Genomic DNA, 20,177 nt, shown 5'->3' with positions numbered 1-20,177 from the left:
TGATATAAAAATTTCTAACTGCACTCGAAAATGGGATGTTTCAGATGAAGCGACTGTTTTGTTTGGCTGCGATTGCGGCCGCGTTAACGGGGCAAAGTGCAATTGCTCAGGCCGATGGGGTCGAGTTCTCGGTGGGGCACACCGGCGAATCGACGATGACCTATCGTCTGGGCGCGCAATTTGATTGGGACAAGAGCTGGTGGCAAACCAGCGTCGGTCGTCTGACTGGCTACTGGAGCGGCGCCTACACCTACTGGGAAGGTGACAAGAGTTCCAGCAACAACAGCCTGTCGTTCTCCCCGGTATTCGTTTACGAATTCTCCGGTGAAAGCGTCAAGCCGTACATCGAGGCCGGCATCGGTGCTGCAGTATTCCAGCACACCGAAGTTGAAGGGAACAAACTGGGCAGCGCCTTCCAGTTCGAAGACCGCATCGGCTTCGGCCTGCGCTTCGCCGGTGGTCATGAAGTCGGCCTGCGCGCCACTCACTATTCCAACGGTGGCCTGACCAGCAGCAACGACGGTATCGAAAGCTACGCGATCCATTACACGATGCCGTTTTAAGCATCTCGTCGTGTGATTGTGTAGGAGCGCGCTTGCCCGCGATTGCGGTGTGTCAGTCAACAGACCAGGCACAGTAACAACGCATTCGCGGGCAAGCGCGCTCCTACAGGTCCAGATCTGCGGTGTTACACATACGCCGTCGCAATCCCTTCCCGCTCGGTGATGCATTCCGGCGCACCCATCTCGAATTCCCTACAGATCAACGGCCTTTTGTCGTAGATCGTGCAGCGCATCGTGTCGCGATCCAGCGCCGCGCACCAGCCGTCGTCCAGGCGCAACATGACCTCGCCGCCCCAGTCATCGGTATCGATGAAGCGTTCGGGCACGCCGGTATCGGTGATCAGCATCACTTCCAGTTGGCAGCAGCAGGCGGCGCAGGTGGAACAGGAAACGGCGGGCTCGGCAGGTTCTGCGGGGAGTTGCAGCAGGGGAATGGCACTCATGGGCGGCAGTTTAAAGCAGTGACGCCATCGCAGGTGAGCGGACTGACAGACGTAGTCATCAGGCTGAAACCTCGCTGTGGTGGGCCTGGCGAAAGTAATTCGCCAGCCAGTGCAGCAACGGCAGCACCAGCGCCCAGATCGCGGCAAGGATCAGCGCACTGGGCCACACCCCCAGCGGCAGTTGAACGTAGGTCAGGTGCGAGCCGGCAATGTAGGACGCCGGGCCGCCCACGGCGCCCATGACACTGGCCAGCCACCAGCGCTTGCCGGACCACGCCAGGCAATGTCCCAGGGTGGTCGCCAGCAAGGGCCACAACAGCGCCAGCCACAGCGGGATTACCCGTCCGACCTCGCCGAAATCGAACACGCCGATTTTGATCAGCGCGCTGTCGAGCACGCAGCCCAGGGCGAACACGGTCATCAGCAGCTTGCCCTCGGCCCGCCAGGAGCCGATGAAACGCAGGTGCACGAGCAGAATCGCAAAGGGGATCAGCAACCAGCCACTGTTGCCGCCCAATACACAGGTGAACCATCCCAACTGAAACAAAACTGCGTTCAGTAGATTTCTAAGCATCGAAACGTCCCAACAAAGGCTGCGACATCGCCCGGGGCTTGGCCAGCAGCAATTGCGCGGTACCAATGGTGCGCTCAAGAAAACCGCCCTCGCAGTAGCATAGGTAAAACTCCCACAGGCGCAGGAAGTAATCGTCATAACCCAGTTGCGAAAGACGGCTGCTGGCGTGCCTGAAGTTCTCGTGCCACAGGCGCAGGGTGCGCGCGTAATGCAGGCCGAAGTCCTCCATGTGCAGCAGGTTCATGTCGGTGTCCTTGGCGACGACATCCAGCATCCGCGTGACCGACGGCAGGGCGCCGCCGGGGAAGATATAGCGCTGGATGAAATCGACACTGCGCCTGGCCTGTTCGTAGCGCTGCTCACGGATGGTGATCGCTTGCAGCAGCATCAGGCCATCGTCCTTGAGCAGGCGCGTGCATTGCTTGAAGTAGGTGGGCAGGAAGCGGTGGCCGACCGCTTCGATCATCTCGATGGACACCAGCTTGTCGTATTGCCCGGTCAGGTCGCGGTAGTCACTGAGCAGCAGGGTGATGCGGTCTTGCAGGCCCAGTTCGGCGATGCGCTGCTCGGTGTAGGCGAACTGCTCTTTGGAAAGGGTTGTGGTAGTGACCCTGCAGCCGAAGTGCTGGGCCGCGTGGATCGCCATGCTGCCCCAGCCGGTGCCGATTTCCAGCAGGTGATCGCTGGGTTTGAGCGCAAGCTTCTGGCAGATACGCGTCAGTTTGTTCAGTTGCGCCTGCTCAAGGGTGTCGTCGGGGCTCTGAAACTGAGCCGCGGAATACATCATGGTCGGGTCCAGAAACTGCTCGAACAGGTCGTTGCCCAGGTCGTAGTGGGCGGCGATGTTCTTCTGCGAACCTTTGCGGGTGTTACGGTTGAGCCAGTGCAGGCCGTGCACGAAAGGCCGCCCGAGCCGAGCCAGGCCACCCTCCATGGCGTCGAGCACATCCAGGTTGCTGACGAACACGCGGATCACGGCGGTAAGGTCAGGGCTGGTCCAATATCCGTGGATAAAGGCCTCCCCGGAGCCGATGGAGCCGTTGCTGGCGACCAGGCCCCAGACCGCCGGGTCATGCACGTGGATTTCGCCGAGGGTCTTGGAGCCCGCCGCGCCGAAGACATGGCGTTCATCGCCTTCATACACCACCAACTGGCCATGGCGCAGATGCGAAAGCTGGCGCAACACGCCTCGGCGCAACAGGCCCGAGGTCAGGCTGTTGGCGTTCAAGCCAGCAGCGAGGCTGTTACTTTTCATGGCGTCGATCCTCGGGTTGAACGGCGGCCGTGCGGTAGGTGCCTTCGGCGGCTTGATGGGAAAAAACCGGAACACGTTTGAGAAACAGGCGCAGCGCCTGCCAGTAGATGGCCAGGCAGGTCTTGGCGGTCATCCACGGGAAATCCCGCAGATGGCGATGCAGGGCGGAGCGATCCAGCGCCTGACGGTGCAGGTTCAGCGTGGCGTCGAACACTTTTTCATCGCCTTGCCAGTCGGCCATGTGCACGCCCAGACGCTCGCCGGGCGGGCTGAAACTCATGCGGTACTCAAGATCGGCTGGCAGAAACGGCGACACGTGAAAGGCCTTGGCCACGGCAAAGTGCTGGTGGCCCTCGCTGCCTGCCGGCAGCACGTAGTGATAGCGCTCGCGCCAGGGGGTGTTGGTGACTTCACAGACAATCGCCGCCAGCGAGCCATCGGTTTCGAAGCAATAAAAGAAGCTCACCGGGTTGAAGGACAGGCCCCAACTGCGCGCTTGCGTCAGCAGGCAGATGCGGCCCTGGGGCGTGCGGCCCAGCGCGGTATGCAGAATTTCTCGCACGGAATCGATCAGGGACAGGCCGCGCCCGGTGTATGCGCGCAGATAGTCGCTGTGACGAAAGGAAAACGGCGCAAGGCGACTGCTGCCGGACAGCGGTGACAGGTTCATCACCGCTTCCTGTTCGTCGAGGTCCAGGTACAGCATGCCGATGCGGTAAGTGAACGCATGGGCCTTCGGCGAGAACCGGCGATGGGTCACCAGGCCGCTGTACAGGGCGCTGTTCATAGCGCCTCCCCGAATGCCGACGCCACTCGCAACGCGCTGACCACGCCGTCTTCGTGAAAGCCGCTGGCCCAGTAGGCGCCGCAGTAGTAGCTGTGCTGCGCGCCGAGCAATTCCTGCCAGCGCGCTTGAGCGGCGATGCCCTTGAGGCTGTATTGCGGATGGGCATAGCGATAGCGGGCGAGGATCTTGTGCGGATCGATCGCCGGCGTCTGGTTCAGGCTGACGCAGAACGTGGTATCGCTCTCGATGCCTTGCAGGATATTCATCGCGTAGGTCACCGCCGCCGACTGATCCCCCGCGCCGCCGAGCCGGTAGTTCCAGCTGGCCCAGGCCAGTGGGCGCTTGGGCAGCAGGCGAGTGTCGGTGTGCAGCACCACGTCGTTGTCGGCGTAGGGCAGGGCGCCGAGGATTTCCCGTTCGGTGTGGCTGGGTTCGGCCAGCATTCCCAAAGCCTGGTCGCTGTGGCAGGCGAAGATCACCTTGTCGAAGCGCTCGCCGTTGCTGCTGCCCCCGCTGTAGATCGTCACGCCGTCGCTGTCGCGCTCGACCCGGCTCACCGGGCATTGCAGGCGAATGCGCTCGCGAAATGGCGCGGTCAGCGGTTCGATGTAGCGGCTGGAACCGCCCTCGATCACGCACCACTGCGGGCGATTGCTGACCGACAGCAAGCCGTGGTTCTTGAAGAAGCGCACGAAGAATTGCAGCGGGAACGCCAGCATGTCGGCCAGCGACATCGACCAGATCGCCGCGCCCATGGGCACGATGTAATGGTCGGTGAAGCGCTGCCCGTAACCCTCGGACTTGAGGTATGCGCCCAGGGTGGTGTCGGCGGCGATACGCTGGCTTTGCAGATCGGCCAGCGCCTGTTTGTTGAAGCGCAGAATGTCGCGCAGCATGCCCCAGAAGGATGGCGACAACAGGTTGCTGCGCTGGGCGAACAGGCTGTTGAGGTTGTTGCCGTTGTACTCGGTCTGGCTGCGCGGGTCGCTCACCGAAAAGCTCATCTCGGTGGGTTTGAAGGCGACGCCCAGGGTGTCCAGCAGCTTGATGAAGTTGGGGTAGGTCCAGTCATTGAAGACGATGAAACCGGTGTCGATGGCGTGGCTCTTGCCGTTCACCGTGACGTTGACGGTGTGGGTATGCCCGCCGATCCAGTCATTGGCTTCGAAGACCGTGATGTCGTGGGCCCGGTTCAGCAACCAGGCGCATGTCAGGCCGGAAATGCCGCTGCCGATGATCGCGATCTTCATGCCGAGCTCCCGCTCTGCCTGGCGTCACGGACCATGCGTTTGCCCAGCGCCAGTTGCAGGCGCTCGGGGAGCAGGGCGAGGAGTTTCAGGGACAGGATCAAGGGCCAGGGAAAGGCGACTTCCATGGGGCGGCGGTTTTTTTGCAGACGCTGTGCGATGAACCGCGCGGCTTTTGGCGCAGGCCAGCTCATGGGCATCGGAAAGTCGTTCTTGCGGGTCAGGGGTGTATCGACGAACCCAGGGCTTACCACCGTGACATCGATCCCTTCGCGCGCCAGGTCGATGCGCAGGGAGCGAAACAGGTAACGCAGGCCGGCCTTCGAGGCGCCATAGGCCTCCGAGCGGGTCAGCGGCAGGTAGGCCACGGAGCTTGCGACCCCCACCAGATGCGGCCGTTGACCCAGGCGCAGCAGGGTCAGCGCTTCCTGAATGCAATAGGACGTGGCGATCAGGTTGGTCCTGACCACGCGCTCGACCAGTTGCGCGTCGAACCGGGTGGCGTCGATGTATTCGCATGTGCCAGCGTTGAGAATCGCCGTGTCCACCGCTCCCCAGACCTGCGCGATGCGCTCGCCGATACCCTTGACCTGGTCAGGATCGGTAATGTCGCCCGGTGCCAGCAGCACCTGGCGCGGGAAGCGCTGGTCCAGAGCCTCCAGCGGCTCGAGGTTGCGCGCCGTCAGGGCAAGCTGGTGCCCGGCGTTCAGCAGTTCTTCAGCCAGTGCCAGTCCGATGCCGCTGCTGGCGCCGGTCAGCCAGATGCGCCGCTTCATCCCAGTCGCCCCTTGAGCCAGCGGATCATCCTGCCCATGACCGGCAGGTGTTCATAGAGCAGGGCGCCTGCGTCGAAGAAATCCCGATGCTGGAACACCTTGTTGTCGGTCCATAGCAAGTGTGAACAACCCTGCACGGCGATCGGCTCGCCATGCTTGAGATGGGCGTGGCGCACGGTCATGGTCCAGCGCAGGTAGCCTTTGCCTTCGCGGACCTGGTCGAAGGCGTGGAATTCGAACTGCAGGTCCGTGACGTTTGCGTACAGGTCAGCGAAATATTTCTGCAGCGCCGGCAGCCCGTGGACTTCATGCAGCGGGTCGGTGAAAGCGATGTCGTCGCTGTACAGTTCGCCGAGGCGGTGCAGGTTGTCCTTGTCCAGTTCGGCGAAACGCCGGGCGTAATCGCGCAGGAATTCACTCATGGTCTTGAGTCTCTGCTTGTCGATGGGGCAGGGATTTGAACGCGGCCAGTGCGCGCTCGCGGCTGGATTTCAGGTCGACGATGGGCCGTGGATAACCCTGGACGCCAAACAGGCCGCCCATTGCCGATGGATCGTGGATGTCGCGTTTGTTCAGCTCGGCCAGTTCAGGAACCCAGTGCTTGATGAACAGCCCTTCAGGGTCGAAGCGCTCGGACTGGCTGACCGGATTGAAGATCCGGAAATAGGGCGAAGAGTCGGTGCCGGTGGACGAACTCCACTGCCAGCCGCCGTTGTTGGCCGCCAGATCGCCATCGATCAGGTGCTGCATGAAGAACCGCTCGCCTTCGCGCCAGTCCAGCAGCAGGTTTTTGGTCAGGTACATCGCCACCACCATGCGCAGGCGGTTGTGCATCCAGCCGGTTTCCAGCAATTGGCGCATGGCGGCGTCCACCAGGGGCAGCCCGGTGCGGCCCTGTTGCCAGGCTTCCAGATCCTTGGGGGCGTGGCGCCATTTCAGCGCTTCGGTTTCAGGGCGGAAGGCCCGGTGCCGTGAAACCCGCGGGAAACCCACCAGCACGTGCTTGTAGAATTCGCGCCAGAGCAGTTCGTTGATCCAGGTGACGGCGCCCTGGCTGCCGGATTCGAACTCGCCATGGTTGCTGCGCAGGGCGGCGTGCAGGCACTGGCGCGGCGAAACCACGCCCGCCGCCAGGTACGCAGACAACTGGCTGGTGCCGGGTTTGGCCGGGAAATCCCGCTCGTCGTTGTAGTAATGCACCTGGTCGTCGGTGAAGTGCTCAAGGCGCTTGCGTGCCTCGTCTTCCCCCGCCGGCCAGAGCTTGCGCAGCGCCTGGGACGGCGTGGCGAAACCCTTGACGCTGTCGGGCACTTCGTCGCTCTTGATATGCACCGGCGACTGCTTGTGCGGCAGGCGCACCAGTGACGGCACCGAGTGGTGCAGACGGCCGTAGCAGACCTTGCGGAACTGGGTGTAGACCTTGAAATAGCCGCCGCTCTTGGTCAGCACGCTGCCCGGCTTGAAGAACAACTGGTCCAGATGGCTGTGAAACGCGATGCCCTGTTTATCCAGTGCGGCGGCCACCTCGCGGTCGCGGCTCTGTTCGTTGACACCGTATTCTTCGTTGACGTGAACCTGCTCGACCCCGTGTTCCTTGCACAGATCAACCAGGGCCTTGGGCGCCTTGTCCCAGGTGTTGGCGTGAACGATCAGCAGCGGCACGTTCAGGGCCTTGAGTTCGGTCTGCAACGCCTTGAGGTTGCGCAGCCAGAAGTCGACCTTGCAGGCGGCGTCGTCGTGCAACTGCCATTGGCCGGGACTGATCATGTACAGCGCAATCGTCGGCCCCTGATGCATGGCAGCGCTCAGGGCGGTGTTGTCATGTACGCGCAGGTCGGTGCGCAGCCAGAAGAGTTGCATGGTCATTCCTTAGATGAGCCCCAGCCGCTGCAGGGCGGTCTGGGTGGTCAGCGGGTCTTCGGCAAGGGTGAGTCCGGCGACCTCACTGACAGATACGGTCAACTCGGCCGAATGGATGCGCACCGTCGGTCCGATAATCAGTTTCGGGCAATCGATGTTGTTCAGCAGGCGCGGCAACTGGCTCAGGTTCAGTGACTTGCTGGAGTACAAGAGCACCGCGCGAGGCTTGAGATGTTCGCAGGCCAGGCCCAGCTCGCCCGGCGGCACCGGCCAGTCGAAGACTTCCACGGGGCAGTCGGCGCTGCTGATCAGCCAGGCGGTCAGCCACAGGTGCGGCTCCAGCGGGACATCGGACTGATTGATCAGCAGGAACGGCGCACCACTGACCTGGCGGTTGTTGTGGTACAGGCGTGCGCCGAACTTGCTGCGCAGCCAGGAGTAGAAGAACACCCGCTCCATCTGCGCGCCGAACTGACCTTGCCAGCGTTGCTCCAGGGCGGCCAGCAACGGCAGCAACAATTGCTCGCACAACGTGCGCGGCGGGTAGAGCGACATGGCCTGGTTGACGGTTTCGTCCAGCTTGCGCTCGGCCAGGTTGCTGATCGCTTGCAGGAGCGTCTGGCGCAGCCGGTCCCAGTCGCTTTCGACGTCGGTGGGCGGCGTCTGCTGGCTGTCGATCAGGTTCTTGACCTGGCTGACGGCCACGCCGCGATTGAGCCAGGTGAGGATGGTCAGCACCCGCTCGACATGTTCGGTGCTGTACAGACGGTGCCCCTTGGGCGTGCGATGGGGGACGATCAGGCCGTAGCGGCGTTCCCAGGCACGCAGGGTCACGGCGTTGACGCCGGTCAGGCGCGCCACCTCGCGGATCGGCAGCCAGCCGTGTTCGATGGCCTGGGCGTATTCGTGCGGATCGTCGGCGAGGGCTTCTGGATTGGAATTGTTCATGGGTCAGATCGCATTGCGCAGGCTGAGGTTTTCCGGATGCGGTTGCAGGTAAACCTGTAGCGCGATGTAAGGGTCCGGGTGTTGGCGAAAGTGGTGCTTGAGCAGCGTCAGCGGCACTACCAGCGGCACGATGCCTTGGTGGTACTGGTTGATGAGCCCCTGGATTTCCTGCTTGTCGGAAGCGCTGATGGTTTCGCGCAGGTAGCCGCAGATGTGTTGCAGGACATTGGTGTGGGTGCGGCGGGTGGCCGGTTTTTTCAGGGCGGTCATCAACTCGCTGAAATATCGCGGGGCGATCTCGGCGGGGTCGCTGCGCCCCATGTTGCCCAGCAGGCTGCCCAGCGCCTTGTACTGCATGGGGTCGTTGGCCATCAGCTGGTACTTGTAGCGCGAGTGAAACTCGGTGAGCGCGCGGCGGGTGATGCCGGCTTTGAGCAACTCTTGCCAGGCGGCGTAGGCGAATACCCGGGTAATGAAATTCTCCCGAAGCACGGGATCATTCAGGCGCCCGTCTTCTTCCACCGGCAGGTTGGGGTGCTGCTCGCAGAAGGCCTGGGCGTAGATGCCACGGCCCCCTTCGTCGAACGGCGCGCCGTTGGGGCGATAGACCTTGACCCGCTCCAGGCCGCAGGACGGGGATTTCTGCATGAAGATGTAGCCGCAGATGTCATCCATTTCCTTGGCCATGTGCGTGCCGTAGTCAGCCAGCGGTTGGGTGACGTTCATGTCCTCGTGGACAGTGCCCACCGCCTGCGGGTGCGCGGGATCGCCCACCAAGCGGATGGCCTCGCGGGGGATACCCATGCCGATGGCGACTTCAGGGCAGGCGGGGACGAAATCGAAGTATTCGTTCAGGGCGCGGGTGAGCAAATGGGATTCCTTGTGCCCGCCGTTGTAGCGAACCTCGACTCCCATCAGGCAGGCGCTGACGCCCAGTTTGGGTCTGGATGTGTGTTGCGGCGATTGATCCGCAGGCGTGGACATGGCAAAACCTCGATAAGCGACTTGTACAACTTGTAATGGTTGTACAACTTAGCTTCATCATAGGTTTAGACTTGTACAAGTCAAATTATTTGTACAAGGTTTTTTGCGGTGCCCTGGACAGTGTAGGAGCGCGCTTGCCCGCGACGGCGGTTGTGCACCCGACACATCTCCATCGAATGTACCGCCCATTCGCGGGCAAGCGCGCTCCTACGGTTTTGGCTATGGCCAAGAATATGGAACTGATCCAAATCCTGTAGGAGTGAGCTCGGCCTGGGCCGCATTCGGACGATGGCGACCTTGAGATCCTTCCCGCCGGCAAGCCGTGCTGCTACGGGTGGGGGCGGCGTTGGGCCATTTCGTAAGAAAGGCAAACAGCTCAGAGCTTCCAGCCCATCAGCCAGCTCTGATCATCCTGCAGCACCTGCCAGGCCATTCGCTCGCTGCGTTTGGTGAGCACGGCCTGCAATTCGATCTCCAGCACGGTGCCTTCTTCATCGCAGAAGAGCTCGGTAACCAGGAAGTGTTTCTCGCGGTTTCGGGGATGGGCTGCTGTCCATTTCGACAGCAGCAATTTGCGCGGGTTGAGACGATTCACTTCAGGTGTTCAAGCAAGCGACGTGCTGCCTCCTGGCCGCTGAGCCATGCGCCTTCGACACGCCCGGACAGGCACCAGTCGCCGCACACGTAAAGGCCCAGATCCGGATCGGACAGGGCGCCGACTTCGCGTCCTCCGGCAGGGCGGGCATACAGCCAGCGGTGGGCGAGGGTGAAGGCCGGGGCGGGCATTGCGCAGTTCATCAACTCGGCGAAGGCCCCGTGCAGATGGTCGATCACCTGTTCCTTGGGCATGTCCAGGTGCTGGCGGCTCCAGGCGCTGGTCGCGTGCAGCACCCAGGTGTCCATGCGGTCGTCGCGGCCGGGCTTGCTGCGGTTGCGGGCCAGCCAGTCCAGCGGGCTGTCTTGAACGAAGCAGCCTTCGAGCGGTGTATCGAGCGGGGTATCGAACGCCAGCGCGACCGCCCAGGTCGGCTCCATCTTCACGCCCGCCACCACACTGGCGAGCTTGGGCACCGAGGCCAGCAGGGTCGAAGCCTGCGGTGCGGGGATGGCGATGACCACCTGACTGAAGGGGCCGTGGGTGCGGCCATCGGTGTCGATCAGGTTCCAGTGCTCTTCGCCCCGGAAAACTTCGGCGATGCGGCAGGAAAACGTGACCGGCATGTCGCCAAGCATGGCGCGGGTGATGGCGCTCATGCGCGGCGTGCCTACCCAGCGGACCTGTTCGTCCGGGGACAGGCTGAGCTGGCCGCCGTGGAAGTTGTACAGCAGCGGCGCCCATTCGGCGACGTGACCTTCGGCCTGCCACTGCTGAACGGCAGCGGCAAAGCGGCGGTCGCGGGCCGTGAAGTATTGCGCGCCCATGTCGAGCGAGCCTGCATCGCTGCGCTTGCTGGACATCCTGCCGCCCGGGCCGCGGCTCTTGTCGAACAGGTGAATGCCATGCCCGGCGGCTTGCAGCGCCCGGGCGGCAGAGAGTCCGGCGATGCCGGTACCGATGATTGCGATGGGTACAGTCATGGGGGCCTCGTTACCTTGTCTGCACAGACTACGCCGTCGTTGAAACCTGTACAATTCTGTTTTTCGGTATAACTTGGCGTCCTTCGACGTTCAGGACGCAGACCGCTCTGGCGATCAATCTTGAGTCTGACGCTTCACGAAAAACGTTCAACTCTACGAACGGATTAATCGAACGGATGCGGATGAGGTCGTTCTCTATAGCGTGGCCTATGGTTCAACAATGCGCTTCGTTCAGAAGCACTTTGTTTGTGAAGAAATAGACTACTGATTTGCGACGAACGCCACGCGAGGAACTCAGTCATGCACATCTTGCTGACCGGCGGTACAGGTCTGATAGGTCGTCGGCTTTGTCGGCACTGGCTCGATCAGGGCCATCAATTGACGGTCTGGAGTCGCAGGCCCGAACAGGTCGCGCGGCTGTGTGGCGCTGGCGTGCGCGGCATTGCCCATCCGGACGATTACGGCAGCCAGCCGGTGGATGCCGTCATCAACCTGGCCGGTGCGCCTATTGCCGATCGCCCCTGGACCCGCAAGCGCCGGCTGCTGCTGTGGGACAGCCGCATCACCCTCACCGAGCAACTGGTGAGCTGGCTTGAGCGGCGAGAGCAGAAACCCGCTGTATTGATTTCCGGCTCGGCCGTGGGCTGGTATGGCGATGGTGGCGAGCGTGAGCTGGATGAAAACGCCGGGCCCGTCAGCGAAGATTTCGCCAGCCAGCTTTGCATCGCCTGGGAGGAAACGGCGCAGCGGGCGCAGGCGCTGGGCATTCGCGTGGTGTTGCTGCGAACAGGTCTGGTGCTGGCCCCCGACGGCGGCATGATGCAGCGGCTTTTGCCGCCATTCAAAATGGGTCTGGGCGGACCGATTGGCAACGGGCGCCAGTGGATGCCGTGGATTCATATCGATGACCAAATCGCTGCGATTGATTTTCTGTTGAACCGTGAAGACGCCGAAGGTCCTTATAATGCCTGCGCGCCATCACCGGTTCGCAATCGTGATTTCGCCAAAACCCTGGCCGAGATCCTGCACCGCCCGGCGTTCATGCCCATGCCCGCTCTGGCCTTGCGGGTGTTGATGGGCGAGCTGTCGATTCTGCTGTTGGGCGGCCAGCGCGCACGCCCGGCCCGGCTGCAGGCTGCCGGGTTCACTTTCCGATTCACCGAGCTGCACGCGGCCCTGGAAAACCTTTTGGGCCGCCACTGACATAAGGTGTTGCATGACCGATCACGCACTACTGCTGGTTAACCTGGGCTCACCGGCCTCCACCGAGGTCGCGGACGTACGTCGTTACCTCAACCAGTTCCTGATGGACCCCTATGTCATCGATCTGCCGTGGCCGGTCCGGCGCCTGCTGGTGTCGCTGATCCTCATCAAGCGCCCGGAACAATCGGCCCACGCCTACGCCTCGATCTGGTGGGACGAAGGCTCGCCACTGGTGGTGCTCAGCAAGCGTCTGCAACAGGCCATGACCCGAGAGTGGACCCAAGGCCCGGTGGAGCTGGCGATGCGCTACGGCGAGCCGTCGATTGAAACGGTGCTGACCCGGCTGGCGAGCCAGGGCATCAAGAAGGTCACGCTGGCGCCGCTTTATCCGCAGTTCGCCGACAGCACGGTGACCACGGTGGTCGAAGAGGCCCGCCGGGTGATTCGCGATAAAAAGCTGAGTTTCGATCTGGCGCTGCTGCCGCCGTTCTTCAATCAGCCTGAATACCTTGATGCATTGGTGGAGAGCGTGCGTCCGCATCTGACACAGGATTTCGATCACCTGTTGCTGAGCTTCCACGGCTTGCCCGAACGACATATCACCAAACTGGACCCTACCGGCAGTCATTGCTTCAAGAACGGCAATTGCTGTGAGAACGCGACGCCTGAAGTCCTTGCCGTGTGTTACCGCGCGCAATGCATGCGCTCATCGGCCGAGTTCGCCAAGCGGATGGGACTGCCCGATGGCAAATGGTCGGTGTCGTTCCAGTCGCGACTGGGCCGCGCCAAATGGATCGAACCCTACACCGAGGCGCATCTGGCCGAGCTGGCGGGGCAGGGGGTGAAGAAGCTGCTGGTGATGTGCCCGGCGTTCGTTGCCGATTGCATCGAGACGCTGGAGGAAATTGGTGATCGCGGGGCCGAGCAGTTCAAGGAAGCGGGGGGCGAGGAGCTGGTGTTGATACCGTGCCTCAATGACGACCCGAATTGGGCAAAGGCTTTGAATACGCTGTGTGAGCGTGCGCCAGCCATGAGGGTATAAGCGCGATTGCGTCTGTACACTTGGGATTGATGGTGTTCGGTCCACCGATGTCGCGGGCAAGCGCGCTCCTACAGGTTTGCTTTTATAGGAGCGCGCTTGCCCGCGATGGCGTCATGACAGACGCCGCAAAGCCTTACGGCATCTGATCATCCAGACGCTTGTTCTTCCAGCCATCGTTGCCCGGCAGGATCAGGTTCAGCAGAATCGCAGTCACCGCACACAGCGCAATGCCTTTCATGCCGAAGTCATCCGGACCGTTGCCGGTGCCGATCAGTACGCCGCCAATGCCGAACACCAGCGTCACCGACACGATCACCAGATTGCGTGCCTCGGCCAGATCGACCTTGTGGCGAATCATGGTGTTCAGGCCCACGGCCGCGATCGATCCGAACAGCAGGCACAGGATGCCGCCCATCACGGGCACCGGAATGCTCTGCAACAGCGCGCCGAACTTGCCGACGAACGCCAGGGTGATGGCGAATACCGCCGCCCAGGTCATGATCTTCGGGTTGTAGTTCTTGGTCAGCATCACCGCCCCGGTCACTTCGGCGTAGGTGGTGTTGGGCGGGCCGCCGAACGCGCCGGCCACCGTGGTGGCGATGCCGTCACCGAGCAGGGTGCGATGCAGGCCAGGCGTTTTCAGGTAGTCGCGACCGGTCACGCTGCCCACTGCAATCACGCCGCCGATGTGTTCGATGGCTGGCGCCAAGGCGACCGGCACGATGAACAGAATGGCCTGCCAGTTGAACTCTGGTGCTGTGAACTTCGGCAGTTCCAGCCATGGCGCTGCGGCGATCTTCGCCACGTCCACCACGCCGAACCAGAACGACAGCGCGAAACCCACCAGCACGCCGGAGATGATCGGCACCAGGCGGAAGATGCCCTTGCCGAACACCGCGACGATCAGCGTGGTCAGCAGGGCTGCCATGGAGATCGAGATCGCGACGTGGTACGGAATCAGTTCGGCTGCGCCGTCACCGGTCCTGCCCATGGCCATGTTCGCGGCAATGGGTGCCATCGCCAGGCCAATCGAAATCACCACGGGACCAATCACCACCGGCGGCAGCAAGCGGTCGATGAATCCGGTGCCCTTGATCTTCACCGCCAGGCCCAGGAAGGTGTAGACGAAGCCTGCCGCCATCACGCCGCCCATGGTCGCCGCCAGGCCGAACTGGCCCTTGGCAAGAATGATCGGGGTGATGAATGCGAAGCTGGAAGCCAGGAAAACCGGCACCTGACGGCCTGTCACCACCTGGAAGCACAGCGTGCCCAGGCCTGCGGTGAACAGCGCGACGTTGGGATCAAGCCCTGTAATCAATGGCATCAGCACCAGCGCGCCGAAGGCCACGAACAGCATCTGCGCACCCGACAGCACGGTGCGCCACAACGGGTCGTTGAACTCATCCTGCTTCATCAGGCGTCCTTCTGCTTGGTGCCGAAGATCTTGTCACCGGCATCGCCCAGGCCCGGAATGATGTAGCCGTGCTCGTTCAGGCGCTGATCGACGGATGCGGTATACATCTGCACGTCCGGGTGAGCCTTCTCGACCACCTCGATGCCTTCGGGCGCCGCCACCAGCACCATGGCGCGGATGTCCTTGCAGCCGGCTTTCTTCAGCAGGTCGATGGTGGCGACCATCGAGCCGCCGGTGGCGAGCATCGGGTCGATGATCAACGCCAGGCGCTGGTCGATTTCCGGTGCGAGTTTTTCAAGGTAGGTGTGCGCTTCGAGGGTTTCCTCGTTGCGCGCCACGCCCACGGCGCTGACCTTGGCACCCGGGATCAGGCTGAGCACGCCCTCGAGCATGCCGATGCCGGCGCGCAGGATCGGCACCACGGTGATCTTCTTGCCAGCGATCTTCTCGACCTGAACGGTACCGGCCCAGCCCTGGATGTCGTAGGTTTCCAGCGGCAGGTCCTTGGTCGCTTCGTAGGTCAGCAGTGCGCCGACTTCCTGAGCCAGTTCACGGAAATTCTTGGTGCTGATATCAGCACGGCGCATAAGGCCGAGCTTGTGACGGATCAGCGGATGGCGGATCTCACGAATGGGCATAGGGGGAAGGCTCCAGCGGGCGGGCAAAAAAAACGGCTTAGATTAATCTATTCAGCTGTAACTTGTCTTACCGGTTAGGTTCAGCTTTCTTACATTAATGGGACGTCAGTTCTACGTTAGTCCAGAAACGCTTGCTCTGACGAAGCCGGATGCGTACCTTTGCCCGCTTTTCCTTACCCAGCCCCCCTTGGAGAGCGTCATGTCCGCTGATCTCGAGCATATCCGTCAAATCATGCGCGAGGCTGACTGCCTGTACACGAACGACGAAGTCGAGGCGTCAATCGCCCGCGTTGGCGAGCAAATCAACAGCGTGCTGGCCGACCGCAACCCGGTCGTGTTCTGCGTGATGAACGGCGGTCTGATTTTCGCCGGCAAGTTGCTGACGCATCTGAACTTCCCTCTGGAAGCGTCCTACCTGCACGCCACCCGCTACCGCAACGAAACCAGCGGGGGCGAGCTGTTCTGGAAAGCCAAGCCGGAAGTGTCGTTCATCGACCGCGACGTGCTCATCATCGACGACATCCTCGACGAGGGTCACACCCTGGGCGCGATCATCGACTTCTGCAAACACGCCGGCGCCCGCGCCGTGCACACCGCAGTGCTGATCAACAAGGATCACGATCGCAAGGCGCGCCCTGACCTGAAGGCCGATTTCGTCGGCTTGCCATGCATCGACCGTTACATCTTCGGCTACGGCATGGACTACAAAGGCTACTGGCGCAATGCGGCCGGTATCTTCGCCGTCAAGGGGATGTAAGCCATGAGCGCGCCACGTTACATGGATGCAGCGCTGTTCCAGGGGCTTGCTGGCAAGGCAAAGGACAGCCCCCGTGGGCGCGCTCATCACAACTTCCACGAGATGGAAGAGCCGTGCCATCGGATGATGGTCGGGATGCAGCCCGAAACCTACATCCCGCCTCACCGTCATCTGAGCCCGGACAAGGCTGAAGCCTTGCTGGTGCTCAAGGGCAAGCTGGGCCTGCTGGTTTTCAGTGAGCAGGGCGAGCTGCTGGACAAGCGCGTGCTCGAGGCCGGCGGCGAATGCGTGGGCGTCGATCTGTCGCCCGGTGTCTTCCATGCCCTGGTGGTGCTGGCCCCCGACACACTGATGTTCGAGTGCAAGGCCGGTCCTTACCGCCCGGTCAGTGAAGCGGAGATGGCCCACTGGGCGCCTCGCGAAGGCGACGCCGGAGTGGCCGCCTATCACGCCTGGATGCTGGCACAGTTCGCCGAAGCCTGATCGACGCCCCTGACCCCCGTCGCGCTGCAGCCAGCAGCGAAACCGGTTGTGCCCCATGCTAGAGTGCTCCCCTGTTTTCCTGGGGAGCCACCATGTCTTTGTCATTGCGCCGTCGAGCTGCGTTGCTGGCCCTGTTGTGCCTGCCACTCAGCGGTCCTGTTTTTGCCGAACCCATGCACGCCCAGTACCTGCCGCCCGACGAGTTGTCGGTGCGCGAGGGCGAACCCGAGCAGCAGCAATTGCTGCAGATCACCGACTATACGGTGGTGGTCGGCAGTCAGCGTCAGTCCAACCAGCAGCCGATTCCGGTGACGTCCCCCTTGAGCCTGAGCCTCAAAGGCAAGCCGATGAACAAGGGCGCGACCATCGCGCAGGTCTTGGTTCACTTCGACGGCGAAAGCAAAAGCCTGAAAAAACCGGCCTACGATGAATCGAGTCGGACCCTGACGCTGTACTACCCACCGAGCCAGTACCGGGTGCTGGTCGATCTGCTGCGCAATGAAAAGGTCTACGTTCAGTTCCTCAGCTACGCCAACGGGCATGTCTGGGCCGATCTGCACACCGGCAGCGTACGAGCGCGTTGAGCCCGGGACCGGGCGAGGGGTAAACTGCCCGCCCCGTGAATGTCTTGCAAGTCAGTTGGAGTCAGCAATGCGTAAAGATAAGAAGCAGGTGATTGGCGATGAAATCGGCGACGCCCAGATCAAGCTGTTCCTGGATTTCGAACCGGCCGATGCCACTTCGCCGTCGCTGCACAAACTGATCAAGGCCTACCGTGGCCTGCGTATCGATGACTTCGAGCGTTTTCTGGCGTTCTTCAAGGAAGCCGGCTACGACCTTGATGGCAAGGACGAACAGGGCAATGATTTCGTCGCGATCATCAAGGATCAGCGTAACGCCGAAGACTATATCGAGCTGATCGAGAAAGCCCGAGGCTGAACGCAGGCAGGCTGCGCAGTGGGCGAGTGATGCGGATTGTTGCTGCAAAACTGAAAGCCGCGCTGCGTGGGCGTAGCTTTCAGTGATCTCACTGATTCAGGGCAAGCCCTGAATCAAGCGAAGCTTGCCGCCTGGCTGCTCGAAACCAAGTCCAGGCTCTCGTCGCTCTGGGCGCTGACACGCTGGTACAGCTGCGCGTCGGTTTCCAGGGCTTTTTCCCGAGCCGGGAAGATTTCGTTCAGTTTGGCGGCCCATTCGGTGCGGGCTTTCTCTGGGAAGCAGCGTTCGATCAGGTCGAGCATGATCGAAACGGTCACCGAGGCGCCCGGGGAGGCGCCCAGCAGCGCTGCAAGGGAACCGTCCTTGGCCGAAACCAGTTCGGTACCGAATTGCAGGACGCCGCCTTTCTTCGGATCTTTCTTGATGATTTGCACGCGCTGACCAGCCACTTCCAGGCGCCAGTCTTCGGCTCTGGCTTCCGGATAGAAGCGACGCAGGGCATCCAGACGCTGTTCCATCGACTGCCGCACTTCGCTGATCAGGTACTTGGTCAGGTCCATGTTGTCGCGGGCCACGGCCAGCATCGGCGCAATGTTGGCGGCGCGGATCGACAGCGGCAGGTCCATCAGCGAACCGTGCTTGAGGAACTTGGTGGTGAAGCCGGCGTACGGGCCGAACAGCAGGGAGGTCTTGCCGTCGACGACGCGGGTGTCCAGGTGCGGAACCGACATCGGTGGCGAACCCACGGCGGCCTGGCTGTAGACCTTGGCCTGATGGCGCTTGACCACTTCAGGGTTGTCGCAACGCAGCCACTGGCCGCTGACCGGGAAGCCGCCGAAACCCTTGCCTTCTTCGATGCCCGACATCTGCAGCAGCGGCAGGGCCGCGCCGCCGGCGCCGAGGAACACGAACTTGGCGTCGATTTCGCGGGTGCCGCCGCTGTTGACGTCCTTGATGGTCACGCTCCAGCCGTCGCCTTTGCGGGCAAGGCCGGTGACGCGCTTGCAGTACTTGACCTGCGCATCGGGTGCGCTGGACAGGTGCTTGAGCAACTGGTTGGTCAGGTTGCCGAAGTTCACGTCAGTGCCATGCATGACGCGGGTGGCGGCAATCGGCTCGTCGGCCGGGCGGCCCGGCATCATCAGCGGCATCCACTCGGCCAGCTTGGCCTTGTCTTCGGTGTATTCCATGGACGCGAAGGCGTGGTGCTTGTGCAGCGCCTCGTAGCGTTTCTTCAGGAACGACATGCCTTTTTCGCCCTGAACGAAGCTCAGGTGCGGCACCGGTGTAATGAAGGAACGGTCAGAGCCAAAGCTGCCTTTGCGCGCCAGATACGCCCAGAACTGCTTCGAGACTTCGAACTGGGTGTTGATGTGGATCGCTTTCTTGATGTCGATCGAGCCGTCGGCCGCCTGCGGCGTGTAGTTCAGCTCGCACAGGCCTGCGTGGCCGGTACCGGCGTTGTTCCATGGATTGGAACTCTCTGCGGCACCGGAATCCATCAGCTCGACGACTTCGAGTTTGAGGCTCGGATCAAGCTCCTTCAGCAGCACTGCGAGGGTGGCACTCATGATGCCGGCCCCGACAAGTACTACATCCACTGCTTCGTTATGCGCCATTAACGCGTCTCCAAAATCTGCAGCACCAAATTGACGACATGGGATCCCGAGGTCAGTTGCCAGGTGTGGGCGTCGCGGTCTTCGCGGGGTGCCTTTCACGACCTGGCCGGGTCGTCATGTCCGATTCTTCGCAATTCTTTGCACTTGCTCGCACGCCTTCATCGGGCCTGGGTCGATGCTCTTATAGAGAGCATGAACTCATTTTTTGGCCCCGACAGCCATTCGACCATCGTCAAGACGTCCGGTCATGCAGCCCGATCCGTAACGGAAAGGGCTCAGGCTCCGGTTGAGGAGGCTGCGTTGCGCGCGGTCCTGTGCAAGGGGGCTGGGTCAGACGCTAATGGTGCATTTACAAACGCGTAACTATTCATTTGCTCGCCACACTCTTGTGAAGTTGTGAAAACCCGTTTTTTTCACGCTCTTTTGGAGACGCGAACCTCAAAAAAGGCTGCGCGATGGCAGCACTGGCAGATCATGTTCCAGCACAGTGTGGGCATTGGCGTGGGCGAATGGTTCGAGCGAATCGAGTTTTTTCGCACCGGCAAGGCGGACACACGACGCTGCACGTGTCTGTGTGGAAGGCTCTCTGTGGGCGATACGGAGGTGTTGATAACGGCATCAACGGTGCTGCGAGGCCCGATCAGGAGACGTCCTTATAATCGGGGGGAGATTATAGCGATGAAACGCGCAGAATTGATCCAGTAAAAATGACTTTTATTCGCCGTTCGGTCAGATGCTGAGCAATTGGCGGGCGGTAATCGCACGCGGGCGTGGACTGACCCGTACGTTGGACGGCAGGGGCTGGTGCAGCCAGCTCAAGCGGGCCTCGCTGATTTCCACCCAGCCGCTGCCTTGTGGCTGCGCTGCGCAGTGCTTGAACGCCATGCAGACGCCGTGCTGATCCAGGCGGGCGAAGTGGCGATACCGGCGACGTGGCGAGAACAGAGACCAGAGAAAGTCCATGGTCGGACTCCTTGTTGGGGGCTGTGAAAATTATGTCGTGCGGCGATGACATCCCTGTGACGAGGTGATTGCACATTGAAGTTTTACAGCGACACGGCGCCGTC

General features: G+C 61.8%; 23 protein-coding genes. 7 read left to right on the top strand and 16 right to left on the bottom strand.

The window, feature by feature from the left end:
- Positions 1 to 44 precede the first annotated feature (44 nt).
- The gene (locus ACIPO9_RS25620) at positions 45 to 563 is read left to right on the top strand and encodes an acyloxyacyl hydrolase (RefSeq protein ID WP_274132793.1); all 519 of its coding nucleotides are present in this window, start codon (positions 45 to 47) and stop codon (positions 561 to 563) included.
- A 125-nt stretch (positions 564 to 688) separates the two neighbouring features.
- Here the strand turns inward: ACIPO9_RS25620 and ACIPO9_RS25615 are convergent, their stop codons facing one another.
- The 12 genes from ACIPO9_RS25615 to ACIPO9_RS25560 all read right to left on the bottom strand — a co-directional run bounded on the left by ACIPO9_RS25615 (position 689) and on the right by ACIPO9_RS25560 (position 11,015).
- Complete coding sequence (locus ACIPO9_RS25615) at positions 689 to 1,006, bottom strand: YkgJ family cysteine cluster protein (protein ID WP_274132714.1); 318 nt, start codon at positions 1,004 to 1,006, stop codon at positions 689 to 691.
- A 58-nt stretch (positions 1,007 to 1,064) separates the two neighbouring features.
- Entirely contained in the window at positions 1,065 to 1,580 is a 516-nt protein-coding gene (locus ACIPO9_RS25610; RefSeq protein ID WP_274132713.1) for a DUF2878 domain-containing protein, read from the bottom strand.
- A complete protein-coding gene (locus ACIPO9_RS25605) occupies positions 1,573 to 2,835 on the bottom strand; it encodes a class I SAM-dependent methyltransferase (RefSeq protein ID WP_400784174.1) in 1,263 nt (420 codons plus the stop codon). The genes ACIPO9_RS25610 and ACIPO9_RS25605 overlap by 8 nt, the downstream gene beginning before the upstream one ends.
- The gene (locus ACIPO9_RS25600) at positions 2,825 to 3,622 is read right to left on the bottom strand and encodes a DUF1365 domain-containing protein (protein ID WP_400784173.1); all 798 of its coding nucleotides are present in this window, start codon (positions 3,620 to 3,622) and stop codon (positions 2,825 to 2,827) included. Before ACIPO9_RS25600 ends, ACIPO9_RS25605 begins: the two co-directional genes overlap by 11 nt.
- A complete protein-coding gene (locus ACIPO9_RS25595) occupies positions 3,619 to 4,872 on the bottom strand; it encodes an NAD(P)/FAD-dependent oxidoreductase (RefSeq protein WP_400784172.1) in 1,254 nt (417 codons plus the stop codon). The genes ACIPO9_RS25600 and ACIPO9_RS25595 overlap by 4 nt, the downstream gene beginning before the upstream one ends.
- Complete coding sequence (locus tag ACIPO9_RS25590) at positions 4,869 to 5,645, bottom strand: SDR family NAD(P)-dependent oxidoreductase (RefSeq protein WP_400784171.1); 777 nt, start codon at positions 5,643 to 5,645, stop codon at positions 4,869 to 4,871. The genes ACIPO9_RS25595 and ACIPO9_RS25590 overlap by 4 nt, the downstream gene beginning before the upstream one ends.
- Complete coding sequence (locus ACIPO9_RS25585; protein ID WP_274132708.1) at positions 5,642 to 6,067, bottom strand: nuclear transport factor 2 family protein; 426 nt, start codon at positions 6,065 to 6,067, stop codon at positions 5,642 to 5,644. Before ACIPO9_RS25585 ends, ACIPO9_RS25590 begins: the two co-directional genes overlap by 4 nt.
- The gene (gene phrB, locus ACIPO9_RS25580) at positions 6,060 to 7,505 is read right to left on the bottom strand and encodes a deoxyribodipyrimidine photo-lyase (RefSeq protein WP_400784169.1); all 1,446 of its coding nucleotides are present in this window, start codon (positions 7,503 to 7,505) and stop codon (positions 6,060 to 6,062) included. The genes ACIPO9_RS25585 and phrB overlap by 8 nt, the downstream gene beginning before the upstream one ends.
- 9 nt (positions 7,506 to 7,514) lie before the next feature.
- Positions 7,515 to 8,453: a MerR family transcriptional regulator gene (locus tag ACIPO9_RS25575; RefSeq protein WP_400784168.1), complete on the bottom strand. Its 939-nt coding sequence runs from the start codon at positions 8,451 to 8,453 to the stop codon at positions 7,515 to 7,517.
- 3 nt (positions 8,454 to 8,456) lie between these two features.
- Positions 8,457 to 9,437, bottom strand: a complete 981-nt coding sequence (locus tag ACIPO9_RS25570; protein WP_400605047.1) for a YbgA family protein — start codon at positions 9,435 to 9,437, stop codon at positions 8,457 to 8,459.
- Positions 9,438 to 9,813: 376 nt separating this feature from the next.
- The gene (locus tag ACIPO9_RS25565) at positions 9,814 to 10,032 is read right to left on the bottom strand and encodes a TIGR02450 family Trp-rich protein (RefSeq protein ID WP_400784167.1); all 219 of its coding nucleotides are present in this window, start codon (positions 10,030 to 10,032) and stop codon (positions 9,814 to 9,816) included.
- Positions 10,029 to 11,015: an NAD(P)/FAD-dependent oxidoreductase gene (locus ACIPO9_RS25560; protein WP_400605043.1), complete on the bottom strand. Its 987-nt coding sequence runs from the start codon at positions 11,013 to 11,015 to the stop codon at positions 10,029 to 10,031. The genes ACIPO9_RS25565 and ACIPO9_RS25560 overlap by 4 nt, the downstream gene beginning before the upstream one ends.
- Positions 11,016 to 11,315: 300 nt before the next feature.
- Between ACIPO9_RS25560 and ACIPO9_RS25555 the strand changes: the two genes are divergently transcribed.
- Positions 11,316 to 12,218 carry a TIGR01777 family oxidoreductase gene (locus tag ACIPO9_RS25555; protein WP_274132702.1) on the top strand — a complete coding sequence of 301 codons (903 nt, stop codon included), beginning with the start codon at positions 11,316 to 11,318 and terminating at the stop codon, positions 12,216 to 12,218.
- 13 nt (positions 12,219 to 12,231) lie between these two features.
- Positions 12,232 to 13,260 (top strand): ferrochelatase, encoded by a 1,029-nt coding sequence (gene hemH / locus ACIPO9_RS25550; RefSeq protein WP_400605039.1) that lies wholly within the window; start codon positions 12,232 to 12,234, stop codon positions 13,258 to 13,260.
- 133 nt (positions 13,261 to 13,393) lie between these two features.
- On the opposite strand, the gene ACIPO9_RS25545 is transcribed toward hemH, so the two are convergent.
- A complete protein-coding gene (locus ACIPO9_RS25545) occupies positions 13,394 to 14,674 on the bottom strand; it encodes a uracil-xanthine permease family protein (RefSeq protein WP_400784165.1) in 1,281 nt (426 codons plus the stop codon).
- Positions 14,674 to 15,312: a uracil phosphoribosyltransferase gene (upp, locus tag ACIPO9_RS25540; protein ID WP_274132699.1), complete on the bottom strand. Its 639-nt coding sequence runs from the start codon at positions 15,310 to 15,312 to the stop codon at positions 14,674 to 14,676. The genes ACIPO9_RS25545 and upp overlap by 1 nt, the downstream gene beginning before the upstream one ends.
- Before the next feature lie 199 nt (positions 15,313 to 15,511).
- On the opposite strand from upp, the gene ACIPO9_RS25535 reads away from it, so the two are divergent.
- The 4 genes from ACIPO9_RS25535 to ACIPO9_RS25520 all read left to right on the top strand — a co-directional run bounded on the left by ACIPO9_RS25535 (position 15,512) and on the right by ACIPO9_RS25520 (position 17,491).
- Positions 15,512 to 16,069, top strand: coding sequence for a hypoxanthine-guanine phosphoribosyltransferase (locus tag ACIPO9_RS25535; protein ID WP_274132698.1), 558 nt, complete (start codon positions 15,512 to 15,514; stop codon positions 16,067 to 16,069).
- A 3-nt stretch (positions 16,070 to 16,072) separates the two neighbouring features.
- Positions 16,073 to 16,552: a WbuC family cupin fold metalloprotein gene (locus ACIPO9_RS25530; RefSeq protein ID WP_400784164.1), complete on the top strand. Its 480-nt coding sequence runs from the start codon at positions 16,073 to 16,075 to the stop codon at positions 16,550 to 16,552.
- Positions 16,553 to 16,644: 92 nt separating this feature from the next.
- Positions 16,645 to 17,136, top strand: a complete 492-nt coding sequence (locus ACIPO9_RS25525) for a hypothetical protein (RefSeq protein ID WP_400784163.1) — start codon at positions 16,645 to 16,647, stop codon at positions 17,134 to 17,136.
- A gap of 67 nt (positions 17,137 to 17,203) precedes the next feature.
- Positions 17,204 to 17,491: a PA4642 family protein gene (locus ACIPO9_RS25520; protein ID WP_274132695.1), complete on the top strand. Its 288-nt coding sequence runs from the start codon at positions 17,204 to 17,206 to the stop codon at positions 17,489 to 17,491.
- Positions 17,492 to 17,604: 113 nt separating this feature from the next.
- On the opposite strand, the gene mqo is transcribed toward ACIPO9_RS25520, so the two are convergent.
- Together mqo and ACIPO9_RS25510 are read right to left on the bottom strand one after the other, a co-directional pair.
- Positions 17,605 to 19,110, bottom strand: a complete 1,506-nt coding sequence (gene mqo / locus ACIPO9_RS25515; protein WP_400784161.1) for a malate dehydrogenase (quinone) — start codon at positions 19,108 to 19,110, stop codon at positions 17,605 to 17,607.
- A 729-nt stretch (positions 19,111 to 19,839) separates the two neighbouring features.
- On the bottom strand, positions 19,840 to 20,073 hold the full coding sequence (locus ACIPO9_RS25510) for a hypothetical protein (protein ID WP_274132692.1): 234 nt from the start codon (positions 20,071 to 20,073) through the stop codon (positions 19,840 to 19,842).
- Between the last annotated feature and the right edge of the window lie 104 nt (positions 20,074 to 20,177).

Origin of the sequence: Pseudomonas sp. NPDC090203, assembly GCF_044746765.1 — a bacterium.
In the GTDB taxonomy this organism is placed as follows: Bacteria; Pseudomonadota; Gammaproteobacteria; order Pseudomonadales; family Pseudomonadaceae; genus Aquipseudomonas; species Aquipseudomonas putida_AD.
The sequence above is the reverse complement of the archived record's forward strand: the minus strand, read 5'-3'. Positions and strand labels throughout refer to the sequence as shown.